The organism is Brevibacillus sp. NPDC058079, assembly GCF_042885155.1.
GTDB lineage: Bacteria > Bacillota > Bacilli > Brevibacillales > Brevibacillaceae > Brevibacillus.
Genome location: NZ_JBHVSO010000001.1, coordinates 270,044 through 294,503, shown reverse-complemented (window position 1 = coordinate 294,503; position 24,460 = coordinate 270,044). Strand labels below are relative to the sequence as shown.

Genomic DNA, 24,460 nt, shown 5'->3' with positions numbered 1-24,460 from the left:
CGCTTCGTTCGCGTGACGGCACTTCATTCAAGCAGCTTTGGTTGTATTGGTTCGAGATTCGGCAGTACCTCGCACATTCACACCAGCATCCTGAAGCATCCATTCAATGTAGCAGCCGTATCCCGAAGTAGGATCATTGACAAACACATGCGTGACGGCACCGACGATCTTGCCTTTTTGAATGATGGGACTGCCGCTCATTCCCTGTACGATGCCACCTGTCTTTTCCAAAAGGCGTTTGTCCGTGACTTTAATAATCATCCCTTTGGTTGCAGGAAAATGCTGCTTGACCACGTTTGCGATCTCAATATCGAACTCTTCTACCTTCTGACCTTCCACGACAGTAAGAATTTTGGCTGGTCCTTCCTCTACCTGCTCAGCAAGAGCGATTGGTAACGGCTCCTGGTAATAGCTGCGTTTGGGCTCATCCTTCATTTTGCCGAAAATGCCAAAAGGGGTGTTTTTGGTTATATTTCCGAGAACTTCACTTTCATTGTAGAAACGTGCAAATTTCTCCCCTGGGTTGCCACTTTGTCCTTTTTCAATCGATGTGACACTTGCTTGCACGATCTGGCCATCTCCTACGACAATGGCTTGACCAGTATCAACGTCGGAAATGACGTGCCCTAATGCCCCGTACGCTTTGGAATTCGGATCAAAAAAGGTTAGTGTCCCTACTCCTGCCGCTGAATCCCGAATATAGAGACCCATGCGATATTCACTGTCTTTTTTGTCTTTTGCCGGATGCAAAGTGAGCGAAAGCTTTTCCTTGCCACGAACGACAAGCAATTGAACGGAATGATTCTTTTTCCCCGTTTCGTTAATCAATTTCTTTACGTCGTTCATGTCATTGATGTACATGTCGTTCATTTTGATAATCATGTCACCGACGTGTATACCTGCCTGTTCACCTGGAGAAAACTTGTTTTTACCATCGTCAACTAAATGATGACCGACAACCAAAACACCCGCTGTTTGCAGCTTCACCCCGATTGACTGTCCACCAGGGTACAACCGCAGATCTGGCAATACATTTACTTTTACAGCAGTCAGCGGAATGTTATGCCACTTCACCTGCAATTGGGCTTCCCCAGCCCTACGCGGTTCAACGGACATAGGCCTGCTCAAATCAACGGATACCTCTCGCGCCTCTGTCCCGTTAACGTGCAAAATATCAGGATTGCTATTGATTAGCGTGCCCATTACCGGCACAGAGACCCGCAGTTGTTCGAGGGACCCTTCCATCAAACGCAATTCACGGGGAAAGGAGGACAGATCGCGGAACGGGGTGGAACTCACGACAAGCGCCGTGATGAGGAGAAGGAGACTTCCCATCCATTTTCTTTTGTTTTGTCGGATCACCAGTAATCACTCCTACCGTTCCCTACCTACACCTACAAAACAAAACGGTCAGGTCCGTTTTGATTGACCGCAAGCGGTCATGAGGGACACCTCCACCTTGTGTACCTTTAATGTTGCCACCAGCGAAGCGGATTATGTCAGGAAAATAACCCACTCTGAACATTAGAAAACCAGGCATCACCAAGCCCTTGGCGAGTCTATTGCAGCACTTTTATAAACGAAAAAAAGACTGCCAACTTAAATTAGCTGACAGTCTTTCGTTCACGGCCGAGAAGGATCATCTCGCGCGCATGTTCTTCTGTTTTTGCTGTTACCTCTGCCCCGCTTAGCATACGAGCCAGCTCTGATACCCGTTCATCATCAGACAAACGATTCACCCGCGTCTCTGTTTCATTCTCGCTCATTTCCTTTTTGATCAGAAAATGCGCGTCTGCCATGGATGCTACCTGTGGCAAGTGCGTAATGCACAGGACTTGGCGCTGCCCAGCGACTCGGGCGAGCTTTTCTGCAATCGCTTGAGCGGCTCTTCCGCTTACTCCCGTGTCGACTTCATCAAAAATAAGGGTCTCCACTTGATCAGTACCCGCCAAAATTGTTTTAATGGCCAGCATGACGCGAGACAGCTCCCCGCCGGAAGCAATCTTCGCCAAGGGACGCAATGGCTCACCCGGGTTAGGTGAGATTAAAAACTCGATCTGATCCATTCCGTTTGCATCTACAAATCGCTTGATTCCGTCAATTTCTACCCCGTCATCATCCGGCGTCTGTCTGACATCAATGGCAAAACGAGCACGCTCCATGTGCAGTTCTTTTAGCTGCTGCTCGATTTCTTGTGCGAGTTTCCCTGCGCATTCGGAACGAATGACCGACAACTCCAATGCCTCCACTGCCAAATCGGCTGCAAACTCCTGCAATTGCTTTTCCACCTGCTGGAGGCGGTCTTCGTAGTGATGCATATCATCCAATTCATCCTGAATCGTGGCAGCGTACTCCAAAATGTCGTCTACACTTTTGCCATACTTGCGTTTTAACGACTGAATCTGATCAAGACGGCGTTCTACTTCTGCCAACTGCTCCGGTTCAAAATCCATTTGATACGACAATTGACGAAGGTTATGTACCACATCTTCTATCTGATAGTATGCCGATTGGACCGTTTCCAAAATCGGAACGAGCTGTTCTTCGTAGTTCACACCACGCTCGAGCTCTCCCATCGCATGTCCTAACCAATCCATGCCCTTTTGGTCACCATGCAAGGCGCGATATGCATCTTGAATCGTTGAATAAACTTTTTCAATGTTCATCCACTTTTTCCGCTGCTGCAAGAGCTTCTCGTCTTCACCAGGCGTGAGGGTTGCCGCCTCAATTTCATCGAGCTGATATTGCAATAGATCCATACGCTGTACCAGCTCACGATCATTACGTGCCATACGCTCCAGATCTTGCTTTGTTTTGCGGTAAGTAGCATACAGGGTGCCGTACTCTTGCTTCGCAGATCCCAATGCACTTTCCCCATATGCATCGAGCCAATTGATATGCTTGTCTGACTGCATCAGCATATGCGTATCGTGTTGTCCATGCACCGTAACCAGCCATGGCCCTAACTCACGCAGCATAGCGAGAGTCACGAGCTGGCCGTTGATTCGAATAATGCTCTTCCCTTGATTCGATATATCTCGTCGTACCACGAGCATTCCGTCTTGCTCAATCTGGACACCGACATTCTTACAAACGTCAAGTCCAGGATGACCAGGCGGCAATTCAAATAGCCCTTCCACTTCTGCACGAGGCTCACCGTAACGTACAAAATCAGCCGAAGCCCGGCCTCCTAATAGCAGTCCAAGCGCATCGATAATGATGGATTTACCAGCACCAGTCTCCCCTGTCAGGATGTTTAAGCCTTTTTGGAAAGAGACCGTCACTGATTTGATGATGGCAAAATTTCGGATCGAGAGTTCCACTAGCATCGCAAGCGACCACCTTCTACAACATTTCCATTAAGCGTTTCGTCACTTCATTGGTATTTTCTTTGGAACGGCAAATAATCAGGATGGTGTTGTCGCCACTGATTGTCCCCATGATTTCTTCCCATGGAAGGTTGTCAATCAGTTCAGCTACCGCATTTGCATGTCCCGAAAGTGTCTTCAGTACAATAAAATGATCAGCTTGGTCAATGCTAATAAAGGAATCCACAAGCATGCGTTTCAGCTTTTGCAGTGGATTGAATTTTTGTTCAGCAGGCATTGAATACTTATATCGTCCATCAGGGAGCGGAACTTTTACCAAGTGTAGTTCCTTGATGTCTCGGGATACAGTCGCTTGCGTCACGTTAAAGCCAGCAGTCCGCAAGCGGTCCACCAGCTCATCCTGTGTTTCCACCTCTTGATTGCTGATGATATCCCGAATACGAATATGTCGTTGCCCTTTGTTCATATGGATTACTCCCATTCCCCTTGTAATTTCGTTCGTATTGCTTCGAAAAAGCCACCTTTTTTCCACTTAATCAGCGGGGTAACACACGGTGACTTTTTAATGTAAATCTGATCGCCGCCCTCTAGTCGATAACCAAACTGCCCGTCAATGGACAGTCCCATCTCTTGATGAATGGCATCCACTTCGACCCGGATCGTTTGATTGCCTGACAGTACCAATGGCCGGGCCGTCAAGGAATGAGGAGCCACTGGCGTCAGTAATAGCATGTCCACATTGGGCGCCACTATTGGACCGCCCGCAGAAAGCGAGTATGCCGTTGATCCTGTTGGTGTAGAGACAATGACACCATCTCCGCTGAACGTCGCGACGTACTCATCATCCAGAAAGACTGCACATTGAATGATCCGGCAAAATGACCCTTTTGCAATCCCAATATCATTCATGGCTGTGTATGTCCCCAGTGTGGTTCCTTTTCGCACCAAACAAGCTTCCAGCATCGCTCTTTTTTCAATGTCGTACTTTCCAGAAAGGAGATTGTCTACAGCCTGAGGCAGATGCTCCGGTTCCGCTTCCGACAAAAAGCCCAACGTGCCTAAATTAATTCCAAAGATCGGGATAGAGTGACCGGCAAGCTGGCGAGCAATTCTGAGTAGAGTGCCATCGCCCCCTAATACACAAACCAAATCCGCCTGCATCCCCATCTCTTCTACAGAAGCGCCCAGTTCTGGATGCCCTACATCTGATGCGACATGTTCATCCAGGAATACCTGCGCCCCTCTGTCCTCAAGTAAATACAGCAGTTCCCGTGCAACGATACGTGCTTCGGGTTTTCCTTTGTTCGCTATGATTCCAATTTTCTTCACGTGGTCCACCCCAAAACTGGTTGGTTGGAAATCCTTCTTGAACAACCTCATATACAAGTATACAACTTCACATGCATAAATAAAAAGCCTCGATTGTGACAAAACTCCCGAGGCTTTGGTTTTTTATCCTATTTCAAATTCGCATGAGCAGACGCAACAACCTCTGATACGCATTGCAACCAAGCTTCCGAATCCATGCCGCCCTCACTTTTCTGGGCATGCATAACAAATTCAATGTTTCCTTCTCCCCCTGTAATGGGAGAGTAATCCAAGCCTTTTAGCGCGAAACCCAATCCGCTGGCAAATTGACCGATGTCAGTCAGTACGCTCTCGTGTACTTCTGGATCACGGACGATTCCATTCTTTCCGACTCTATCCTTGCCTGCTTCAAATTGAGGCTTGACCAGCGCAACGACGTCACCGCCCTCGAGCAGAAAACGGTACAGCACCGGCAAGATCAATCGCAGCGAAATAAACGATACGTCAATCGATGCCGAGTTAGGGCGTTCATGTTCAAAGGCTTCCGGGTCCATATGACGGAAATTCGTCCGTTCCATGACGACCACTCGTTCATCCTGTCGCAAGCTCCACGCGAGCTGTCCGTACCCGACATCAATGGCGTATACAAGTCGCGCACCGTTTTGTAGCGCACAGTCCGTAAATCCGCCAGTGGAGGCCCCGATGTCCATCATGACACGATCCTTCATGTCGATTTCAAAGACACGCAATGCTTTTTCTAACTTGAGGCCACCCCGACTCACATACGGGTGTACCTCGCCCTTCACCGTAATCGCAACATCCTCGGCAAATTTGGTTCCCGGCTTGTCACAGCGCTCGCCAGCTACTTGCACTAGGCCTGCCATTACGGCTGCTTTTGCTTTTTCTCTGGTCTCATAATGGCCTCTTTCGACCAAGAGAACATCAACCCGTTCTTTTCTCACACTCATGCTTCCACTACGCCCTTCGAAATTGGCATCAAGGATCGAACACGAGCAGCGATATTATCAGCTGTCAGCCCTACCTCTTGCCGTTGTTCTTTCACACTTCCATGCTCAACAAAATAATCAGGTACCGCGACTACCTGTACATTCATGCCGTGATAGCCTGCGCGATTGTAGCATTCAATGACAGCACTGCCGAATCCGCCCATTTCACAGCCTTCTTCGACCGTAACGATATCGTAGCCTTCCTTTGCCAGACGGAACAAAAGCTCTTCGTCCAAAGGCTTGCAAAAACGTGCATTGACCAGCATCGGCTTGATTCCTTCGTCTTGAAGCTGATTGACAGCCGCCTCAGCAATTTCGAATACATGCCCGAACGAAAGGATCGCCACGTGTTTGCCTTCGCGTACAATCTCTGCTTTTCCGATTGGCAGCACTTGCAGATCGTCATCCATTTTGACGCCACGAATCGGCAATCGTGGATAACGATAAGAGATCGGACCATCTTTATATTCTACTGCTGTCTTCATCATATGACGCAGCTCATTTTCATCCTTCGGTGCCATAATGACCATATTTGGAATGATACGCATGAATGCCACATCGTACATACCCTGGTGTGTCTCCCCGTCTGCTCCGACGAGCCCAGCACGGTCAACGGCAAAAATTACATTGAGCTTTTGGCGTGCGACATCGTGGATTAGCTGATCATAAGCTCTTTGCAAGAAGGTCGAATAAATCGCAAAGACCGGCTTCAAGCCTTGTGTTGCTAATCCTGCCGCAAATGTACATGCATGCTGCTCTGCAATCCCAACGTCAAACAGTCTGTCAGGGTACTTCTGTCCAAAGGGGATCAAGCCTGAGCCCGCTGGCATCGCAGGGGTAACAGCCACGATCGAATTGTCTTCATCTGCGAGCTTCATCATCGTATCTGCAAAAACAGACGTATACGTTGGTGCAGATTTCGGTGTATCACCTGACTCGATTTTATACGTACCGATACCATGCCACTTGACTGAGTCAGCTTCAGCTGGCGCATAGCCTAGACCTTTTTTCGTGATGGCATGAATCAAAACCGGGCCTTTTGTATGCTTGGCTGTCTTCAATGTATCGAGCAAAAGCTCCATGTTATGTCCGTCTATTGGGCCAATATACGTAAAGCCTAGCTCCTCGAAGAGAACGCCAGATACGAGCAAATATTTCATGCTGTCCTTGAAGCGCTCAGCCATGTGAGCCAATTTGCCCCCTACAGCCGGAATGGATTTCAACAATCCTTCGACTTCATCCTTCGCCCATTGATAGTTCTCCGTCGAGCGAATTTTCCCCAAATAGTTGTGCAAGGCCCCAACGTTTGGCGCGATGGACATTTCGTTATCATTTAACACAACGATGACATTCTTACGCTCATGACCAATATGGTTCAAGGCCTCCAGAGCCATACCGCCTGTCAGCGCACCGTCTCCGATCACAGCAATGACATGGTTCTTTTCTTTTTTCAAATCCCGCGCAGTCGCCATCCCCATTGCGGCAGACAACGACGTACTGCTATGCCCGGTTTCCCAGACGTCATGCGGGCTTTCCACCATTTTTGGGAACCCACACAGACCTTTATACTGACGCAAGGTCGGAAACATCTCCCGGCGTCCTGTCAGCATTTTATGTACGTATGCTTGATGTCCGACATCCCAGATCAGCTTGTCCTTGGGACTGTCAAAAACATAGTGCAGCGCTAGTGTCAGCTCGACGACTCCCAGATTCGGCGCGAGATGACCACCTGTTTTCGATAGCGTCTCGATTAGAAACTGACGGATCTCGGATGCCAATGTATGTAGCTGCGGTTGCGTGCACTTTTTCAAGTCTTGAGGATCATTTATAGTAGTAAGCAGCATTGGTATTCCTCACTTTCCACTGTTCGTTCTCCGGCGATTGTGCATGCTGCATATCAATCAAGCCACTAGAAAACCCGGCTTTCCTTATTGCTATAGCCGATTCCGCTTATTTTCAGCTTGATTCATTATAACGGTTTCTTAATAAAAACACCACTTTTCATCAACATATACGAATATGAAGGCGCTATCTTGCATTTTCTGGTAAGATGATTTTGAATACATACTCCGAACAAAAGAGGTGGACGTCCGTGAAGTTCTCACAAATTCAGTATGAGCGCATGGATATGGACAAAGTTGAAGGACAATTCACGCAATTATTGGAAGCGTTTCAACATGCTGCAACCTTCTCCGAGCAAGATACAATCATGGCTCAATTGAACAAACTGCGACAAGAAGTGGAATCTGCGCGGAATGTCGCACAAATCCGCCACACGATCAATACAGAAGATCCTTTCTACAAAGCAGAGCAGGATTATTGGGATGAAGCAACTCCTTTGTATACCGGAATCGTTTCCCGCTACTATCAGGCGATCGTCGATTCTTCCTTCCGTGCTGACTTGGAAGAAAAATGGGGTGCACAGCTGTTTCGCATCGCTGAAAGCACACTCCGTACATTTTCGCCAGAAGTCATTTCTGATTTGCAGGAAGAAAACCGTTTGGCCAGTCAATATGTCGCACTGAAAGCTTCTGCCAAAATCATGTTTGAAGGAGAAGAGCGAAATCTTTCAGAGATGATTCCTTTTACAATCGCGAAAGATAGAGACACGCGCAAACGTGCTAATGAAGCGAAGTATGAGTATATGCGGCAACATACGGACGAATTTGATCGCATTTACGATCAGCTCGTCAAGGTACGCACACGCATCGCCAAAAAACTCGGCTTCAATAGCTTTGTGGAGCTAGCCTATGCACGTATGAACCGTACCGATTACAACGCAGAAATGGTAGCCAATTTCCGTAAGCAAGTGCTTGAGCACATCGTTCCAGTAGCGTCAAAGCTCGTTGAACGTCAGCGCCAACGCATTGGTGTCGATACACTTGAGTATTACGATCTTTCCTTTGATTTCGCTACAGGGAATCCAAGTCCGAAAGGCCCGCCGGAATGGATTGTTGATAACGGGAAAAAGATGTATGCCGAGTTGGCACCTGAAACGGACGAATTTTACAACTTCATGCTGGACAATGACTGTTTAGATCTATTGAGCAAAAAAGGAAAGGCTACAGGCGGCTACTGTGAATACATCAGCCAATACAGGCTCCCCTTTATTTTCGCCAATTTTAACGGTACATCTGGTGATATCGACGTACTTACACACGAGGCAGGACATGCGTTTCAGGTGTATGTAAGTAGAGATTTTGAGGTCCCTGAATATCATTTCCCAACCTATGAGGCGTGTGAAATACATTCGATGAGCATGGAGTTTTTGACGTGGCCATGGATGGAGCATTTTTTCAAGGAAGATACGGACAAATACAAATTCTCTCATCTGAGTAGCGGACTCCAGTTCATTCCGTACGGCGTTTCTGTTGATGAGTTCCAGCATGTTGTCTACGAGAACCCAGATATGACCCCGTCAGAGCGTAAACGTGCTTGGCGTGAAATTGAGCGCAAGTACCTCCCCGATCGCAATTACGCACAGAATGAGTATCTTGAGGAGGGCGGTTTCTGGCAGCAACAAACGCATATTTTTCAAAGCCCCTTCTATTACATCGACTACACACTTGCTCAGATTTGCGCGTTCCAATTTTGGAAACGGGCTCAATCTGAGCCGAAGCAAGCTTGGGAAGATTATTTGACACTTTGCCGCGAAGGCGGAAGCAAATCGTTCCTCGAGTTGGTACAAGTGGCGAAGCTGTATTCTCCATTTGAGGACGACAGCATACCATCGGTGATTGGCGAGATTGAACAATTTTTAAATAGCATTAACGATAAAAGCTTGTAATAGGTAGGTACGAAAAAAGCTGGCATTTCCCATATGGGTTGCCAGCTTTCACTTATTTATTGCGATCACGCACGTAGTCGGCCAAAGGGCTGAGTGCAGAATTCTCGATTCCCGCATCTGTAAGCGCTGCTTTTGCCTCCGCAATTAATTCGTCAAGACGCGCCTTCGATTCGGCTAGACCAAGCAGCGATGGGTACGTCGCCTTTTCCCGATCTGCATCACTGCCAACTGCTTTCCCCAGCTCTTGGGCATCTCCTTCCACATTCAAGATGTCATCCTGAATTTGAAAAGCGAGACCAATGCAAACACCATAGCGTGTCAACGCTTCCATTTGACCTTCGGATGCTTCTGCGAGGTAGCCTCCCCCGCGCAAGGCTGCGATCAAGAGATCACCCGTTTTGTGACGATGGATAAATTCGAGCTGGTCCAGGTTAAGGCGCTTGCTCTCCCCTTCGATATCAGCCATCTGTCCGCCGACCATACCAGTTGCTCCTGCACGTTTTCCCAGCTCCGCAATCAGTTTCACGGTAGTAGCCGCTGAAACATCAGCGTGATCCATGTAAGCTTCTGCAATGTATGCGAACGCTCTAGTCAGCAAGGCATCTCCTGCGAGAATGGCTGTTGCTTCACCGAATACTTTGTGATTGGTCGGTTTTCCGCGACGAAGATCATCGTCGTCCATCGCAGGGAGGTCATCGTGAATCAAGGAGTACGTATGTATCATTTCCAAGGCAGCCGAAAAAGCCACACCCCGTTCAATCGGCTTGTCCAGTGCTTCTAGGACCGCCAACACCAGCATGGGACGCAACCTTTTTCCGCCTGCCATGAGCGAATACTTCATGGATTCGTACAAGTTTTCCGGAACTCCTTGCTGCTCAAGGGCTGGCAGGAGTCTTTGTTCTATATAGGCAGTCTTTTCCACCAAATAACTCTCGAATGTATGCACGCCGATCATTATTCTCCTTCCACGCGAAAAGCCTTCTGCTTTACCTGTCCGTCTTCTTCCACCAACTGGGTAATCTTCGCTTCGATTGCATCCAGCTTTTGACCACAAATTCTGGAAAGAGTTACTCCTTCCTGATATAGCGTAATCGCTTCTTCGAGGGGAATATCTCCTTCCTCGAGTCGATTGACGACTTCTTCCAGACGCTTCATCGCGTCCTCGAACTGCATATCAGTCTCTTGTTCTGTTTTCTTGCGAGCCACTCTTCTTCTCCTCCTCCCGGTTCACTTTTTCCACACGCGCAGTCGCACTGCCATCACTTAATCGTACCATGATCTCATCGCCAGGGGCAAACTGTTCCACCGATTTTACGAGTCTGTCATTTGTGTATACAAGTGAGAATCCACGCTGCATGACCTTCAACGGACTCAGTGCTTCCAAAGTAGCTATGCGAGCTGCGAATGCCATTCTTTTATGGTTGAGACGTCCCCGCATCCGTTCGTCCAGGGTGGCGCGGAGTTTAGACAGATTTTTTCTTTTATCCCCGATTTGATCGGCGAGGCGATAGCGCTTGATTTGTTCGTCTAATCTCGTATAGCGTTCGCGTCTTCTTTCTAGCAAATGCTTCATCGATTGACGCATCCGCAAATGTGCCCGATCCAATCGTTCTGCGGCTTCCTCCAGCCTCCGCTCCGGTTGGCGCATCGCATACGAATTGCTCAAGCGTGTCAAACGGCTTCTCTTCTCTGTCATGGTACCACGCACTGCTCGATGCATCCGTATTTCGAGCTGCCGCACTCTCTCGACCCATTCCAAATAATGCGGTACTGCCAATTCAGCTGCGGCTGTCGGCGTAGCTGCCCGGACATCTGCTACGAAATCGGCGATCGTCACATCCGTTTCGTGTCCAACCGCAGAGATAACAGGGATGAGTGATGCAGCAATTGCCCTCGCTACGTTTTCATCATTAAACGCCCACAGCTCCTCAATGGAACCACCACCGCGCCCTACGATGAGAACATCAATGTCAGGCTGATCGTTTAGAATCCGAATAGCGGAGACAATCGATGCAGGTGCATCCGCACCTTGGACAACAGCTGGTGAAAGTACGATCTCTGCTTGCGGATACCGTCTGCGAATCGTCGTGCAAATATCTCGGATGGCTGCTCCTGTCGGAGAAGTAACGACACCGACACGTTTGGGAAAACGCGGGAGCATTCGCTTCCTCTCTGCTGCAAACAACCCTTCTTGAGCTAATTTTTCTTTTAGCTGCTCAAATGCTAAATAAAGCGAGCCGAGACCATCTGGCTGCATCTCTTTGGCGTAAAACTGATACGCGCCGTCCCGTTCGTATGCAGAAATGGACCCGCGCACAATCGCTTTTGCTCCATCTTTGGGCAAGAAACGCAGGAAGCGGTTATAACTCGCAAACATGACGACTTTGATGCGTGACTGCTTGTCCTTTAGCGTGAAATACATATGACCACTGGAATGGTGGGTAAAATTGGAGATTTCCCCTCTCACCCATATATCTTGCAGGTGGGGTTCCTTTTCCAGCACCAGCTTAATATAACGATTGAGATCAGTGACGGATAAGATATCTTGTAATGCCATGCGGCCCCTCCTTTACAAAAAACTTGGCTTTGCCGTGCATGTAACAAGGACTATGCAAAAGAATGGATAAAGCTTATGCCTTATCCATTCTATAATAAGTTGCCGATTTTCTTCTATTGTTTTGCTTGCTTTTTCGCTGCCGCAACGGTATTTTTCAGCAGCATGGTAATCGTCATCGGGCCAACACCGCCTGGAACTGGGGTTAAATAGCTAGCCACTTCTTTGACCTCGTCGAACTTGACATCTCCAACCAACTTACCCGTTTCGATGCGGTTCACACCAACGTCAATGACGACAGCGCCCGGTTTGACATGCTCCTTGCCGATCATATGAGCCCTACCGGTTGCAACGACGAGGATGTCTGCCTTTTGGGTGTATTCCTCGAGATTTTGCGTGCGAGAATGACACATGGTTACCGTAGCATTTTCCTGTTGCAGTAGCAATGAGACCGGCTTACCAACGATGTTGCTGCGTCCGATCACCACTGCATGTTTGCCTGCCATTGGGGTGCCTGTGCGCTTGATCAATTCAATAATCCCGTGCGGCGTGCAAGGAAGCATCGTATCATTTCCCAATACCATGTTTCCTATGCTAATCGGATGGAAACCATCCACATCTTTTTCAGGAGCAATGGCTTCAATTACCGCATGCTCTGAAATATGAGCAGGAAGAGGAAGCTGAACCAAAATCCCATTAACGTTCGGATTTTCGTTCAACTGTTGAATGATCACCAACAACTCTTCCTCTGTGATGTCAGCGTGCTTCATGATGATCTCAGATGAAATACCGACTTCCTCGCAGCCTTTTGCTTTACCACGCACATAGGAGTGAGAAGCCGGGTCGTCTCCCACAATGACAACGGTCAATCCCGGTACGATCCCTTGCTTTTTCAATTCAGCTACTTCGTTCGCCAATTCGGCCCGAATACTCTGTGCTACTTCTTTTCCCTGGAGAATGGTTGCAGCCATGGAGAAAATGCCTCCTTTATCAACGTCGATACGTTAAGTGTACCGATTTCCCCCTCAGCTGTAAAGCCGAATTATAAAAAGTTCGCATTTATTTAATGTTCGCCTTTTGCTTCATCCACCCCAACATAGCGACTCCATAGGCATTATCACCGGAGTAAACGGGGTCACAGAAGTACAGCTTTGCCTTCACGGCAGGGTGTTCCAGGCGTTTGATTAGCCGCTCACGTATGTAATAATTAGCAGCTACTCCTCCAACAATCAAGATATCCTTCGGGTAACCTTGCTCTACTGCATGACGTAAGGACTTCTCTAGTGTATTGGCAATACATTGCTCTGTCGCTCGCGCAATCTCAGCAGGACTCGTACTTCCTCTCTCCACTTCACGCAAAAGCGAAGCTTCTGGACCAGAAAAACTAAAGGAAAGCCCGTCAACCGCCGAAGAAATCCGAAACGCACCTGTTGAGTCCTTGGCTAACTGCTCCAACGCAGGACCTGCTGGAAAGGACATACCGAGTGCTACACCAATCCGATCAACTAGTTGCCCAGCGTGCAGATCGATTGTCCCACCGATTTTCTCAATGACGTAACCGGCTGCGTGACGCTCGCACAACAACAACTCGCTGGTGCCTCCAGACAAATGCACAGCCAAAAAGCGATCCTCTGTCGGACGCACCTCAGCGGTATATTCCCCCGCCGCTATATGTCCCTCTTGATGAGTCGTCAAGTGAAGGGGAACCCGCAAATAAGTTGCCAACGATTTCGCCAAGCCCTCTCCTACCTTAAATACAGGCATATACGATCCGTCTTGCGGACGCGGCTTCTCGCTCACGCAAATCGCTGCAATCTCGTAATCCTTCCACTTCATTTCTTCACTTAATTCCGGCAGGTTCATCACATGCTGAAAGACGGCTTCGGATTGTTGCAGTCCGCGCTTGCCCTCCTTTACTTTCAGAAGGCGTTTTGCTTCTGCGACAATTCGGCCGTCTTCCTCAGCCAAGCACAGTGATGTCCGGTAATTGCTCGTGTCGATTCCCAACATTACCTTACTCATGCTTGTATCTCCTACCTATTACGCCTGCTTAGTTTCACGCGATTGCAAGAAGCTCGACAACACACCGTTAATGTATCGGTGGGACGTCTCGTCGCTAAAGAGCTTCGCGATCTCAATCGCTTCGTTCATCACGACTTTGTCAGGAGTGTCTTGCTCAAACATGATCTCGTAAAAAGCCAGACGAAGAATAGCGCGATCTACATTGGCGATGCGTTCCAATTGCCATCCGCGCAGATACTTCTTGATTTCCGAATCAATCTCAGTCAAGTTATTCAATACACCATCGAGGAGATAACGCAAATACTGTGCATTTTCCTCGGATTCTTCCATGACGAGGGCAACCGCATCCGTTAGCGGAACCTCAGCCATATCAATTTGGAAAAGACATTGGACTGCTTTTTCTCGTGCTGTTCTTCGTTTCATACCATTCATTCACCTACTAATTAAAATGAGCTCGGACTTTTCTTATGTCACCGAAACTTGCCTGGCAAAATCTTGTCGAGTATTTCACGCAAGTCTTCCTTATGATCGAGCTTGCGACCAATATAATAACCGGTCCCGACAAACACAACAAAAACCAGTGTATCCCAAAATCCCACGAGAAGGTAGATGATGCCTAAAAAAAGTCCGGCAAAAACCCCCATTAGCTTCCCCTTGTGTTCCCACATTAACTCCCGCACCATTTACTTCACCTTCTATTCCACCCGTTTACGAGCCGAGTAGTTTTCCTGCTGAGCTACTTCCGTCACGACAATGGTCACCTCAGAAATGACAACACCAGCAATCCCCTCAACTTGCTCCTTCACGTCAGCTTGTAGCTTCTGTGTCAGTTCAGGCAATGGCGTTTCTCCATCTACCGAAACACGCAGGGTGATAATATTGCCGCTCTCGAGTGCTTTCACTGTCGTTTTCATATCGCGCACTCCTTTAACTCGGCGGGCTGCACGTTCTGCAATGGTCTGGATCGTTTGAATCGTAATGTTGACCTCACCCAAATCACTGTGCTGACGGATTCCCCGTTCTACTTTAGGCTTGTTAGAGCGGAAAGAACTGAAAAAGAAGCGAAGGCTGACTACGAGGAAAATAATCGCGACAACGAGATAGGTGATGTTCGTACCCGCCAGCATCTGATCCACGTATGGACGGAAAAAATCTTGCGAGATCAATCCGCTGGTCGCTGCTATCGCGATGCAAGACAAAACAATGAGCGCAAAGCTATAAATCGTCAAGATAAAGCGGTCAAACAAGTTCACAAGCACCTCTCCTTTCAGCCATGTTTGAAAAAGAAGACAAACACGGCACGTTCCGGAAAACTCCATGAATTTACGCTGAAAGCCTAAACAAAATCACGTTTTCAAATGAGGAAAATGCCCCCTGTTCGTAGGGGGCATCCATCCGCTGCTTGTTAGCGCACGCGCTGGTGTTCTTCAACCGGTACAGGTGCCGGTGCTTTTTCTTCAGCTTTTAACTCAACATCAACGATATGTACGTTTACTTCAACTACCGAAAGACCTGTCATGCTCTCAATCGTATTGCGTACACTATCTTGAATATTTCGAGCGACTTCCGGGATGCGATGTCCGTATTTGACAATGATCGAAACATCCACCGCTGCTTCGCGGGAACCAACCTCTACACGCACACCACGTGCTATATTTTTACGGCCTAAACGTTCAGCTATTTCTCCTACGAAACCGCCGCTCATTTGCGCCACACCTTCTACTTCGGATGCAGCCATGCCGGCGATCACTTCCAACACTTCGGGAGCGATCTGGACCTTACCAAGTTCTGTTCTATCTAAATCTGAAGTAAACTCTTCCATGCTTCGCACCTCCCTCTAATTTGTAATTCATTATACCAAGCACACCGTATTTTTACAAATCAGCCCTACTTACTCTTCATTCAGGTTCAAGTCGTAGGTTTCCAAGAATTTCGTATCGAAATTCCCGCTGACAAATACTTCGTGCTCCAATACCTTCAAATGGAATGGAATCGTTGTCGTAATACCCTCTACGACGAATTCGCTCAAGGCACGTTTCATACGGTCAATCGCTTCGTTACGATCCTTGCCCCACACAATCAGCTTGGCGATCATAGAGTCGTAGTATGGCGGAATGGAATATCCCGCATACGCTGCACTGTCTACGCGCACGCCAAAGCCGCCTGGCGCCAAATATTCCGTGATACGACCTGGCGAAGGCATGAAGTTTTTCGCAGGATTCTCAGCATTAATGCGGCATTCAATAGCCCAGCCATCCATTTGGATATCCTCTTGCGTAAAGGACAAAGGTTGGCCTGCCGCTACGGTCAGCTGCTCCTTGATCAGATCAAAGCCAGTCACCAGCTCGGTTACCGGATGCTCAACCTGAATACGTGTATTCATTTCCATGAAGTAGAACTGTCCGTGTTTGTCCAGCAAAAACTCGACAGTGCCCGCACCGTGATAGGAAACGGATTTTGCCGCCGCAACAGCAGCTTCACCCATTTGTCGACGCAACTCTTCACTCAATGCTGGAGATGGAGCTTCCTCGATCAGCTTTTGGTGACGACGTTGGATGGAGCAGTCGCGCTCACCCAGGTATACGGCATTGCCATGCTTGTCTGCCATGATTTGAATTTCCACATGGCGTGGGCCTTCTACGAACTTCTCCAAGTAAACCCCTGGATTGCCAAAAGCCGTTTTCGCCTCGTTTTGCGCCTGACGGATCGCTTTTTCCAAATCTTCGTCGTCAACGGCTACGCGCATTCCGCGTCCGCCGCCACCCGCTGTCGCTTTGACCATGACAGGATAGCCAATCTCGTTTGCGGTGACTACAGCGTCAGCCACATCTTCGATCAGTCCTTCCGTACCTGGTACAGTAGGTACACCTGCCGTTTTCATCGTATCCTTAGCTGTGGACTTGTCACCCATCTTCACAATTGCTTCTGGGTCTGGACCGATAAAGGTAATGTTGCAGGCTGTACAGATCTCGGCAAAGTCTGCGTTTTCTGCCAAGAAGCCATAACCAGGATGGATGGCGTCTGCCCCTACCTTGGTCGCTACACTCATGATGTTTGCTATATTCAAATAGCTTTCCTTGGATGCCTTTGGACCAATACAGTAAGCTTCGTCGGCCAGCTTCACATGAAGCGCTTCACGATCCGCTTCGGAGTAGACGGCGACCGTACGAATGCCCAGCTCGCGGCATGCCCGGATAATACGCACGGCAATCTCCCCGCGATTGGCAATCAATACTTTTTGAAACATTCCGCTCTCCCCCACCTTATTCTGGCTTTACCAAAAACAATGCTTGGCCATACTCAACCAATTGACCGTCTTCTACGAGCACTTTCACGATCTCGCCGCTTACTTCTGCTTCGATTTCGTTAAAGAGTTTCATAGCTTCTACGATGCAAACAACCTTGCTCGCATTCACTTTGTCACCAGCTTGTACGTAAGGCGGCTTGCCTGGTTCTGGTGCGCTATAGAAAGTCCCTACCATTGGAGATACGATCTTGTGGAGATTTGCGTCATCCGATGCTTGTACAGCAGCTGCTTTTGGAACTTCTGCTACGACTGGCGCTGCCGCAACAACTGGCTGAGCCGAGATATGTGCTACTGGTGCTGCAACAGGAGCTTGAACCGCTGGTTGCGTGACGACAATCGTTTCCGTACCATTGGATTTTTTCAGAGACACCTTGGCACCTTCTGTTTCCAAGTTAAATTCTTGAATGGATGATTGATCAATTAACTTAATGATTTCGCGGATTTCATGCATTTTCATTACGAACAAGCACTCCTTCTTTTCTTTCAATAGAGGTTCGGGGAGTCCATTATGTATCCTTTTGGCAAACCATAAATCCATGGTAGCCTGTTGCCTATACCACGTCAAGAAAGGATTTCCCCGCTTCTTTTCTAACAGAAGCGAGAAAATCCTTACCATCATGCCCGTTTCTCCTATCCCTTATAACGAGAAAGTACCGCAGCTTTTATTAGGATGACTTGTATTGTACGTTAATGTTTGTCGCCGGGATATTCAAGTGCTGCTTCACGTTTGCAATGATTTCCACGACCTCGTTGGCGCTCAATTTATCTTTTTGTACAATGACTGTCGCCTTGTCATTTTGGACAGTAACGACCGCATCCTGATAGCCACTCGCCTTGAGCATTTCTTCTGCAGTCATCGTAGCGCTTTCCATGTTAGACAGTTCTTCAAACTTGGCCATTGCTTCTGCTACTGCTTGCGGAGAGGAATCCGTACTGTTTACAATTGCGAGCTGTTCGTCTTTTTGTTGCGCCAGCATGGCTTCACGTTTCATTTTGTAACCTTGGAAGATTTCACTCGCCGTTTCTGCTACTGGGACGACCGTGTTCGTTGCAGCTGGCTTCGCTTCTGGTGCAGCAGGAGTTTTGGCTTCCTTCGTGCCAGTTTTTTCGTCTACCGGAGCTGCCTTTGGAGCTTGATCGACAGGAGTTGCTTGTGAGGCGTGATCTACTTGCTTGGATTCAACAACCACGCCAGAAATTTGCTCTTGCTTCTGGACGGCTTGCTCTTGTCCTGATGTTGGGACCTGTTCTTGCGGCCCCTTCACCAAGTAATAGCCGGAGAGCACAACCATGACAGCAAGCATTGTCAACAACCATACCGTTTGCTTTCTTAGAATCATTCGCCATTACCTCCTACCCTTTTTTGGGCAAAATGGATATTTTATAAGCGGGAACATCCAAAACCTTTTGAACGGCTTCAGTGATCCACGCTTTAACCTGGATGTTATCGGCCCCTTTAGCCACTACCAGGACCCCGCGTACTTTCGGCTTCAGCGTCTTCACAACAACGGGGGCATCTTGCTTGCCGCCTTGCACGATAACGACCTGCTCATCTCGTGACTGGTCATTTTGATTGCGGGTTGCCTTTTCTTTGTCCATTTCCTGATTGGTTGAGGAACGAATGTTGCGATTTTTTTCCACAACCAGCTCTGGTGTTGATTCCAGATTGACCATGACCTCTACTTCGCCGACGCCGACAACAGAAGCGAGGATATCGCGCAGCTGCGTCTCGTAAATGTTTTCATATTCGGCAATAATGTCGGTAGTCGGTGATCCTCCTAGCACCTGGGAAGTTGAATCGCCTCCAGGAGGACCTGGCGCCTCACTCCCTATATCTCCAAATCCGAGTGGCTGATCTTTTTCCACTCTGAGGAAATCCGTCAAAATCATAATGGCAACGCCTATTCCCAATATGACGATGAAATAATGCAGCGGCTTCAGTTTTGGGTTTTTACCCTTGCTCCCCACTACGATTTTCTTTTCTTCCTGCATCGTCTCGCCTTGTTGCTTCATGAACATACTTTTCAGCTTTTCCCACAATTGCTTCATTGTTTTCACCTCGTTTCACTGACTGTATCCGCTACTGTTTCTCTCTTTCTCTCGATTCGTCTTTGATAACGACCTGACTCTTCGAAAGCCCCCACTCTTTAGCGACATCGTTTGTGATTTGCGCGTAAAGCGGGTTGTCATGGTGAGCTGTTGCTGCAATATCTGATTTGGGATCAGGTTGTATGTCAATGGGTTCGCCAATCGTAATCTCAACAGGCTGGACAGGTTTAATCGGTTCAATCGTGCTCTGCCCTTTTTGCTCTTCCTTGTTCGCGTCACCGACTACCAGCTCGATTCGCTCAAGGGTTGGTTGTTCTGGATTTTGCTGATTAACGGTAATCGTGACATCTTCGACAGTTACGCCGTACTGCTCTTTGACACTGGCTTTTACTGAGGACGCTACCTGTGACTGGACGTAAGCGGTCATCTGTTGGTTTTGTTGACCGAGCAGCTTGTCAGTGATGCGTTTCCACTCTGCCGAAGCAGGCTTGTTCAGCTCTTGTTGGTAGCGATCCAGACGAAAGGCCAAATCTTCCTGCGAGAGGCTAAACAGACTAAACACGGGAGAAATGATCGTCAACAAGAGAATCAAGCCCATCACCATTTTTACGTAGCGTTGCAGTGTCGTATTGGGCAGGATCAGATCGAGGAAGGCAGCCAAAAGGACGAGCAAGATAATTTTTTTCAACCACAGGGTTAACCAAGTCATCTCATCACCTACCGAACCATCATGGAGATGTTGCCCGCTGCAATAATGATCGTAATCGCCAGAAAGAACATCAAGCCGACTGTCGCCAAAGCAGCGAAGACGAACAAAAGACTTTTCCCAATCGTACCTAATGCACTGATGATTGGGCTGTTTCCAAGCGGTTGGAGTACGGCAGATGACAGATTGTAGATCAGAGCCAGTACCAGTATCTTCAAAGCCGGAAACGCGCATAGCATGATCAGGATCAAAACTCCTGCCAAGCCGACGGCATTTTTGACCAGTAGCGAGGCGTTGAGTACGGTATCTGCCGCATCGGAGAACACACGACCTACTATCGGGATGAAATTGCCCGTAATGTATTTCGCTGTTCGGAGCGTGACCCCGTCCGCAACGGCTGAAGTCGCTCCCTGTATGGAAATAATGGCGAGAAAGATCGTCAGAAATGAGCCAAGGACACCCATTGCAATATTGCGAAGCAAGGTCGCTAACTGTGTGACTTTGTACCTCTCTGAAAACAGGCTGACGATAGAGAGCATCGCAGAGAGAAACAGTAGCGGAAACACGACGTAAGAGATCATCATGCCACTGGTGTTGATCATGAAGATAATCAGCGGGTGAAACATAGTGGCGGATGCCAGATTTCCTACCGAAGCAAGCAGCGCGATGACAAGTGGGATCATGGCCAGCATGAAATCAGACATGTTCGCGATTGCATCTTTGGCATAGGTAATGGCGACATGAAAGCTGTTGATCGCAAGTACCATCAAGACGAGATAAGTAATCGAGTACGCCACTGTCGATACCGCATTGCGTTCAAAGGCGTTCTGCATCGTTTCGAGAATCATCGCGAAGACCGTAATGATAATGATGGAGCTAAGCAGCTTGCCATTCATCAAAATCTCATGAAAGATGAATTTGCCCATTCCTTGCAGGACTCCTGAAATACTGAAGTCACCTTGCTGCATGAGGATTTGGATAAAGCCTTCCGATTTCAAGTCAGGCAAGTACCCTTTATAGTCGCGCTGCAACTGATGCCAATACTTTTCGACTCGGTCTAGCTGCAAGTGATCGACCTGTTGTTGCACGATTTGATTGATCGGACCGGCTGCGGGTGCAACAGCGGGTGTCATAGCAGCAGACACGGCAACTGGAAACAAGGCAAGAAGCAAGAACAAGAACAGGATCAGCTTGCAAGTGTGTGCCATGGACATCCCACCTCCCTTATGCCGGCAACAAGTCGATCACTGTTTCGATAATGATTTGGATGATCGGTACAGCCATAACCAGTATGAGGACTTTTCCAGCGAGCTCGATTTTCGAAGCTATGGCACCTTGTCCAGCATCTCGGGTCATCTGTGCACCGAATTCAGCAATGTAGGCAATTCCGATGATTTTTAAAATCGTTTCCAGAAACACAAGGTTCAAGTCTGCTTGAACCGCTAATCTTTCCAAAACCCGAATGACATCTGCTATTTTTCCGACGAGAAAGTAAAAGATGATGACTCCGCTCGCGATCGCCAACAAAAAGGCGAACATCGGCTTCTGTTCCTTAATGACTAGCGCGAGAATCGTAGCCACCAGTCCTAGTCCGACAATTTGTACAATCTCCATCTGGAGCCCCTCCTCAGTTGAACAGGAAGACGCGTTTTACCTCGGAGAACAGATCGCCGATGTAATGGGACACCATGTACAGGACAATGATGAATCCGACCAGAGTTGCCCAATGCGCAATATCTTCCTTGCCCGCCTGCTTCAGGACTGTATGCAGGATGGCTGTTATGAACCCTACTGCTCCTATCTGGAAAACAGGTGTCAAATCAAAATCCACTGTGAACACCTCGCCTTTAGAACATCAGGATGACGACCAAGAGTCCACCTAAAAAGCCCAAACTCTTGTACATTTTTTCGTACTTTTCCTGTTCTGCACGAGCCTCCTCTTCCAGCCCTCGCAGGTGGGTGACAGCTAGGCGCAAATGCTTTTGCTGGTCTTCCCGATCGGATGATCCGAGTACCTGACCTAGACTCTCTAGCACCTCTCGTTCTTGTCTGCGCAAGGCGGTTTGAGTCCAGAGTCTATTCATTGCCTGTTGCAACGCTTCCTCAGCCGAATGCGCCTTTTCGGTCTGCAGGAATTCAGCAGCCAGAAGAAATACTTTCCCTACCTCTTCGGAGACGCGATGACCGACCTTCACAAACGCCCGCTGCAATGGGGTCATCCCAAACACGATTTCCGTTTCGAGCATTTGCAGAGCAACGAGCAGAGCCCGAAGCTGAACGGGACGATTCGCGTAATACTTGCCGATCTGCCAACCAACCATCGACGCTGAAAACAGGATGAGTACGGCTCCCATCAACTTGACCATGCAACCTTCTCCCTTTCAACCAGGTTCATGCTTTGATCGTAGATGGCCTGAATCGTTCCAACGCCTTTTTCGCGGCTGAGTACGATATAGCGGGAAAAGGCTCCATATCGAATCAGCTTGCCCAGCATGGGGCGTTCTGCTACTTCCTTGACGCTCGCTCCATGCGCTGAGCAAATGACGGCTACACCTGCATGAATCGCTTCCCAGACTGCGTCGCCATCCTCCGCTCTTCCCACCTCGTCCACAATCAGAACATCAGGAGACATGGAGCGAATCATCATCATCATCCCTGCAGCTTTTGGGCAAGCGTCCAGCACATCCGTTCGCGGACCGACGTCTCGTTGAGGAACTCCTTGTAAGCATCCCGCCAACTCAGAACGCTCGTCCACAATTCCTACCTTGCGACTTGAAGACCACTCGCTCCCGTAGCTGATGGTTCTCGCCATATCACGCAACAAGGTTGTCTTCCCGCACTGGGGTGGGGAGATGAGCAGCGTGTTCAGCAATTTGCCATCCTCAAACAAATACGGCATGACCTTCCTGGCCGCGCCTTTTTTCTCGCGGGCAATCCGGATGTTGAAGCTGGTCACATCTCTGATTCCCTTCACTTCACCTTTGTCCAGCACCACTTTCCCCGCAATGCCAATGCGATGACCGCCAACCACCGTGATGTAACCCCTTTTCAACTCTTCTTCCAAGGCATAGAGAGAATGCTGGCTGACCTGGTTTAAGAGCTTTGCAGCCTCTTCTGCTGAAAACAGCCAACCTTGCGCGGGTATCGAGGTGATTTGCCCCGACGGTGTCACATAGCTAGATTGTTGGCCAAACCGGACTTCTAGCGGCTGGTTTTGCCGAAGCCGAATCTCTTCCAGATTCTCTCTTACCGCGATAGGAAGGGCCGTCAAAATCGTACGTAAAGTTGCTGGCAATATCATCAAGATCTCATTCATCAGGTACCCTCCTTTTGCAGCATTCTGCCTTTGTCCACTTTGACTTACCTCCATCCTATGCAGAGGTGGACGAGATTTATGCAAAAAAAATAGCTTGCTCTCGTGCTAGAACGCGAGTGCAAGCTTTTCCTATTGGGATCACCGATTATCCGTTTTCTTGTTATCCACCGGCTCTATTACATAGTGTCTGAAACCTTCCTCATCTTCGCCCTCGTGCAGATAGATTTCTTTCTGGCAGCTAGGGCATGCGAATTCGTAGGTCGTATCGAGATGGGGATCTACTTGTCCTTCGTACAGTTGTGCGTCTTCATCATCATCTAAATCGTAGAAAGCCGCGTACTCATCGTCATCATCCTCACAATCGACAACGGTTTCGTACAAGTCATCATCATCTTCAAAAAGGTAGAGCTCAATGTCCTCTAAGTCTTCATCCAAGGCCTCCACATAATCCTCTGCCTCTTCCACTCGCGCGTGAAGCTCTCGTATCTGACCCTGCACCTCATTTAGAATCTCAATCATCTCTACCATAATTTTTCCTTCGGGGCTCTTCTCCCCCACTTCCAACCCATCTGCCAACCCTTGCAAGTATGCGATTCGATTCGCCAATGCTTCTGGCATCCACATTCCCTCCCATCCAATCTCTCCCACCTATCGTTCCCCATCGTGATTGCATTTACCAATGGAAGGAAATGGGTAACTACTTGCGGACCCCAATCAAGATGCAGGAGATCCCCACCAGAATCCAGGCAATTTTGGCAAAGCTAACCCGATCCGACATGCCTAATAAACCGATTGTTGTAGTAGTGATTAAGATGATTGGCCCGACAATCGCAAGACCCGAATTAATGAGCAGAGCTTTTTCGACCTGGTTCACTTTCAAAATGAGCAGAGCTGCAATGATCTCGATACTGCCTGAGAAGACCCTAAGCGCCGCCATACCCATAATTGCTTTTTCCAACATACCGTCTCGTCCTCCCCTCCTTTCACTCTATGCCTGTACCACATCATTTCAGCACTTTTTGCATGACCTCTATAGGCTTTTGCCCTCACTCCTCCCCTCTACTGGGCATACACT

The 24,460-nt window shown here is 48.4% G+C and carries 28 protein-coding genes; 1 reads left to right on the top strand and 27 read right to left on the bottom strand.

Going from position 1 to position 24,460, the window contains the following annotated elements:
- Positions 1-27: 27 nt before the first annotated feature.
- The 6 genes from spoIVB to dxs all read right to left on the bottom strand — a co-directional run bounded on the left by spoIVB (position 28) and on the right by dxs (position 7,488).
- Entirely contained in the window at positions 28-1,362 is a 1,335-nt protein-coding gene (gene spoIVB, locus ACFVS2_RS01535; protein ID WP_007720791.1) for a SpoIVB peptidase, read from the bottom strand.
- Positions 1,363-1,604: 242 nt separating this feature from the next.
- Positions 1,605-3,329, bottom strand: coding sequence for a DNA repair protein RecN (recN, locus tag ACFVS2_RS01530; RefSeq protein WP_007720789.1), 1,725 nt, complete (start codon positions 3,327-3,329; stop codon positions 1,605-1,607).
- A gap of 16 nt (positions 3,330-3,345) precedes the next feature.
- Entirely contained in the window at positions 3,346-3,795 is a 450-nt protein-coding gene (gene ahrC, locus ACFVS2_RS01525) for a transcriptional regulator AhrC/ArgR (RefSeq protein WP_007720787.1), read from the bottom strand.
- Between the two features lie 5 nt (positions 3,796-3,800).
- The gene (locus ACFVS2_RS01520; protein WP_390230154.1) at positions 3,801-4,658 is read right to left on the bottom strand and encodes an NAD(+)/NADH kinase; all 858 of its coding nucleotides are present in this window, start codon (positions 4,656-4,658) and stop codon (positions 3,801-3,803) included.
- A gap of 128 nt (positions 4,659-4,786) precedes the next feature.
- Entirely contained in the window at positions 4,787-5,605 is an 819-nt protein-coding gene (locus tag ACFVS2_RS01515; RefSeq protein WP_173620201.1) for a TlyA family RNA methyltransferase, read from the bottom strand.
- Positions 5,602-7,488 (bottom strand): 1-deoxy-D-xylulose-5-phosphate synthase, encoded by a 1,887-nt coding sequence (dxs, locus tag ACFVS2_RS01510; protein WP_173620202.1) that lies wholly within the window; start codon positions 7,486-7,488, stop codon positions 5,602-5,604. Before dxs ends, ACFVS2_RS01515 begins: the two co-directional genes overlap by 4 nt.
- A gap of 248 nt (positions 7,489-7,736) precedes the next feature.
- Between dxs and ACFVS2_RS01505 the strand changes: the two genes are divergently transcribed.
- A complete protein-coding gene (locus ACFVS2_RS01505) occupies positions 7,737-9,431 on the top strand; it encodes a M3 family oligoendopeptidase (RefSeq protein ID WP_173620203.1) in 1,695 nt (564 codons plus the stop codon).
- Between the two features lie 52 nt (positions 9,432-9,483).
- Here ACFVS2_RS01505 and ACFVS2_RS01500 read toward each other — a convergent pair whose 3' ends face one another.
- The 21 genes from ACFVS2_RS01500 to ACFVS2_RS01400 all read right to left on the bottom strand — a co-directional run bounded on the left by ACFVS2_RS01500 (position 9,484) and on the right by ACFVS2_RS01400 (position 24,346).
- Complete coding sequence (locus ACFVS2_RS01500; protein WP_390230149.1) at positions 9,484-10,386, bottom strand: polyprenyl synthetase family protein; 903 nt, start codon at positions 10,384-10,386, stop codon at positions 9,484-9,486.
- Entirely contained in the window at positions 10,386-10,637 is a 252-nt protein-coding gene (gene xseB, locus ACFVS2_RS01495) for an exodeoxyribonuclease VII small subunit (RefSeq protein ID WP_007725705.1), read from the bottom strand. The genes ACFVS2_RS01500 and xseB overlap by 1 nt, the downstream gene beginning before the upstream one ends.
- Positions 10,606-11,988 carry an exodeoxyribonuclease VII large subunit gene (gene xseA / locus ACFVS2_RS01490; RefSeq protein ID WP_390230145.1) on the bottom strand — a complete coding sequence of 461 codons (1,383 nt, stop codon included), beginning with the start codon at positions 11,986-11,988 and terminating at the stop codon, positions 10,606-10,608. The genes xseB and xseA overlap by 32 nt, the downstream gene beginning before the upstream one ends.
- Positions 11,989-12,101: 113 nt before the next feature.
- The gene (gene folD / locus ACFVS2_RS01485) at positions 12,102-12,956 is read right to left on the bottom strand and encodes a bifunctional methylenetetrahydrofolate dehydrogenase/methenyltetrahydrofolate cyclohydrolase FolD (RefSeq protein ID WP_390230142.1); all 855 of its coding nucleotides are present in this window, start codon (positions 12,954-12,956) and stop codon (positions 12,102-12,104) included.
- 88 nt (positions 12,957-13,044) lie between these two features.
- Positions 13,045-14,007 carry a tRNA (adenosine(37)-N6)-threonylcarbamoyltransferase complex transferase subunit TsaD gene (locus ACFVS2_RS01480; protein ID WP_390230139.1) on the bottom strand — a complete coding sequence of 321 codons (963 nt, stop codon included), beginning with the start codon at positions 14,005-14,007 and terminating at the stop codon, positions 13,045-13,047.
- Between the two features lie 18 nt (positions 14,008-14,025).
- Positions 14,026-14,430, bottom strand: a complete 405-nt coding sequence (gene nusB, locus ACFVS2_RS01475; protein WP_007725709.1) for a transcription antitermination factor NusB — start codon at positions 14,428-14,430, stop codon at positions 14,026-14,028.
- Between the two features lie 47 nt (positions 14,431-14,477).
- Complete coding sequence (locus ACFVS2_RS01470) at positions 14,478-14,690, bottom strand: DUF2273 domain-containing protein (protein ID WP_007725710.1); 213 nt, start codon at positions 14,688-14,690, stop codon at positions 14,478-14,480.
- A 12-nt stretch (positions 14,691-14,702) separates the two neighbouring features.
- On the bottom strand, positions 14,703-15,260 hold the full coding sequence (gene amaP / locus ACFVS2_RS01465; RefSeq protein ID WP_390230135.1) for an alkaline shock response membrane anchor protein AmaP: 558 nt from the start codon (positions 15,258-15,260) through the stop codon (positions 14,703-14,705).
- Between the two features lie 152 nt (positions 15,261-15,412).
- Positions 15,413-15,829, bottom strand: coding sequence for an Asp23/Gls24 family envelope stress response protein (locus tag ACFVS2_RS01460; protein WP_173620209.1), 417 nt, complete (start codon positions 15,827-15,829; stop codon positions 15,413-15,415).
- A gap of 69 nt (positions 15,830-15,898) precedes the next feature.
- Positions 15,899-17,254, bottom strand: a complete 1,356-nt coding sequence (gene accC / locus ACFVS2_RS01455) for an acetyl-CoA carboxylase biotin carboxylase subunit (RefSeq protein ID WP_173620210.1) — start codon at positions 17,252-17,254, stop codon at positions 15,899-15,901.
- Positions 17,255-17,270: 16 nt separating this feature from the next.
- Entirely contained in the window at positions 17,271-17,771 is a 501-nt protein-coding gene (gene accB, locus ACFVS2_RS01450) for an acetyl-CoA carboxylase biotin carboxyl carrier protein (protein WP_390232353.1), read from the bottom strand.
- 208 nt (positions 17,772-17,979) lie between these two features.
- Entirely contained in the window at positions 17,980-18,654 is a 675-nt protein-coding gene (locus tag ACFVS2_RS01445; RefSeq protein ID WP_390230130.1) for a SpoIIIAH-like family protein, read from the bottom strand.
- A gap of 13 nt (positions 18,655-18,667) precedes the next feature.
- Positions 18,668-19,363: a stage III sporulation protein AG gene (gene spoIIIAG / locus ACFVS2_RS01440; protein ID WP_390230127.1), complete on the bottom strand. Its 696-nt coding sequence runs from the start codon at positions 19,361-19,363 to the stop codon at positions 18,668-18,670.
- A 31-nt stretch (positions 19,364-19,394) separates the two neighbouring features.
- Complete coding sequence (gene spoIIIAF, locus ACFVS2_RS01435) at positions 19,395-20,072, bottom strand: stage III sporulation protein AF (RefSeq protein WP_390230124.1); 678 nt, start codon at positions 20,070-20,072, stop codon at positions 19,395-19,397.
- An 8-nt stretch (positions 20,073-20,080) separates the two neighbouring features.
- Positions 20,081-21,277, bottom strand: coding sequence for a stage III sporulation protein AE (spoIIIAE, locus tag ACFVS2_RS01430; protein WP_173620215.1), 1,197 nt, complete (start codon positions 21,275-21,277; stop codon positions 20,081-20,083).
- Between the two features lie 16 nt (positions 21,278-21,293).
- The gene (gene spoIIIAD / locus ACFVS2_RS01425) at positions 21,294-21,683 is read right to left on the bottom strand and encodes a stage III sporulation protein AD (protein WP_007725724.1); all 390 of its coding nucleotides are present in this window, start codon (positions 21,681-21,683) and stop codon (positions 21,294-21,296) included.
- A gap of 13 nt (positions 21,684-21,696) precedes the next feature.
- Positions 21,697-21,900 carry a stage III sporulation protein AC gene (gene spoIIIAC / locus ACFVS2_RS01420; RefSeq protein ID WP_007725726.1) on the bottom strand — a complete coding sequence of 68 codons (204 nt, stop codon included), beginning with the start codon at positions 21,898-21,900 and terminating at the stop codon, positions 21,697-21,699.
- Between the two features lie 16 nt (positions 21,901-21,916).
- Complete coding sequence (spoIIIAB, locus tag ACFVS2_RS01415; RefSeq protein WP_012686020.1) at positions 21,917-22,435, bottom strand: stage III sporulation protein SpoIIIAB; 519 nt, start codon at positions 22,433-22,435, stop codon at positions 21,917-21,919.
- Complete coding sequence (gene spoIIIAA / locus ACFVS2_RS01410; protein WP_390230118.1) at positions 22,423-23,385, bottom strand: stage III sporulation protein AA; 963 nt, start codon at positions 23,383-23,385, stop codon at positions 22,423-22,425. The genes spoIIIAB and spoIIIAA overlap by 13 nt, the downstream gene beginning before the upstream one ends.
- Positions 23,386-23,523: 138 nt before the next feature.
- Positions 23,524-24,003, bottom strand: a complete 480-nt coding sequence (locus ACFVS2_RS01405; RefSeq protein WP_390230115.1) for a CD1247 N-terminal domain-containing protein — start codon at positions 24,001-24,003, stop codon at positions 23,524-23,526.
- Positions 24,004-24,082: 79 nt separating this feature from the next.
- A complete protein-coding gene (locus ACFVS2_RS01400) occupies positions 24,083-24,346 on the bottom strand; it encodes a YqhV family protein (RefSeq protein ID WP_007725730.1) in 264 nt (87 codons plus the stop codon).
- Positions 24,347-24,460: the final 114 nt, after the last annotated feature.

What these genes read in the sequence shown, in the direction of transcription:
- recN (WP_007720789.1), bottom strand. Translation starts at nt 3,329, where the DNA reads ATGCTAGTGGAACTCTCGATCCGAAATTTTGCCATCATCAAATCAGTG.
- ahrC (WP_007720787.1), bottom strand. Translation starts at nt 3,795, where the DNA reads ATGAACAAAGGGCAACGACATATTCGTATTCGGGATATCATCAGCAAT.
- ACFVS2_RS01515 (WP_173620201.1), bottom strand. Translation starts at nt 5,605, where the DNA reads ATGAGTGTGAGAAAAGAACGGGTTGATGTTCTCTTGGTCGAAAGAGGC.
- dxs (WP_173620202.1), bottom strand. Translation starts at nt 7,488, where the DNA reads ATGCTGCTTACTACTATAAATGATCCTCAAGACTTGAAAAAGTGCACG.
- ACFVS2_RS01500 (WP_390230149.1), bottom strand. Translation starts at nt 10,386, where the DNA reads ATGATCGGCGTGCATACATTCGAGAGTTATTTGGTGGAAAAGACTGCC.
- xseA (WP_390230145.1), bottom strand. Translation starts at nt 11,988, where the DNA reads ATGGCATTACAAGATATCTTATCCGTCACTGATCTCAATCGTTATATT.
- folD (WP_390230142.1), bottom strand. Translation starts at nt 12,956, where the DNA reads ATGGCTGCAACCATTCTCCAGGGAAAAGAAGTAGCACAGAGTATTCGG.
- ACFVS2_RS01480 (WP_390230139.1), bottom strand. Translation starts at nt 14,007, where the DNA reads ATGAGTAAGGTAATGTTGGGAATCGACACGAGCAATTACCGGACATCA.
- nusB (WP_007725709.1), bottom strand. Translation starts at nt 14,430, where the DNA reads ATGAAACGAAGAACAGCACGAGAAAAAGCAGTCCAATGTCTTTTCCAA.
- ACFVS2_RS01470 (WP_007725710.1), bottom strand. Translation starts at nt 14,690, where the DNA reads ATGGTGCGGGAGTTAATGTGGGAACACAAGGGGAAGCTAATGGGGGTT.
- ACFVS2_RS01460 (WP_173620209.1), bottom strand. Translation starts at nt 15,829, where the DNA reads ATGGAAGAGTTTACTTCAGATTTAGATAGAACAGAACTTGGTAAGGTC.
- accC (WP_173620210.1), bottom strand. Translation starts at nt 17,254, where the DNA reads ATGTTTCAAAAAGTATTGATTGCCAATCGCGGGGAGATTGCCGTGCGT.
- accB (WP_390232353.1), bottom strand. Translation starts at nt 17,771, where the DNA reads ATGAAAATGCATGAAATCCGCGAAATCATTAAGTTAATTGATCAATCA.
- ACFVS2_RS01445 (WP_390230130.1), bottom strand. Translation starts at nt 18,654, where the DNA reads ATGATTCTAAGAAAGCAAACGGTATGGTTGTTGACAATGCTTGCTGTC.
- spoIIIAG (WP_390230127.1), bottom strand. Translation starts at nt 19,363, where the DNA reads ATGAAGCAATTGTGGGAAAAGCTGAAAAGTATGTTCATGAAGCAACAA.
- spoIIIAF (WP_390230124.1), bottom strand. Translation starts at nt 20,072, where the DNA reads ATGACTTGGTTAACCCTGTGGTTGAAAAAAATTATCTTGCTCGTCCTT.
- spoIIIAE (WP_173620215.1), bottom strand. Translation starts at nt 21,277, where the DNA reads ATGGCACACACTTGCAAGCTGATCCTGTTCTTGTTCTTGCTTCTTGCC.
- spoIIIAD (WP_007725724.1), bottom strand. Translation starts at nt 21,683, where the DNA reads ATGGAGATTGTACAAATTGTCGGACTAGGACTGGTGGCTACGATTCTC.
- spoIIIAB (WP_012686020.1), bottom strand. Translation starts at nt 22,435, where the DNA reads ATGGTCAAGTTGATGGGAGCCGTACTCATCCTGTTTTCAGCGTCGATG.
- spoIIIAA (WP_390230118.1), bottom strand. Translation starts at nt 23,385, where the DNA reads ATGAATGAGATCTTGATGATATTGCCAGCAACTTTACGTACGATTTTG.
- ACFVS2_RS01405 (WP_390230115.1), bottom strand. Translation starts at nt 24,003, where the DNA reads ATGCCAGAAGCATTGGCGAATCGAATCGCATACTTGCAAGGGTTGGCA.
- ACFVS2_RS01400 (WP_007725730.1), bottom strand. Translation starts at nt 24,346, where the DNA reads ATGTTGGAAAAAGCAATTATGGGTATGGCGGCGCTTAGGGTCTTCTCA.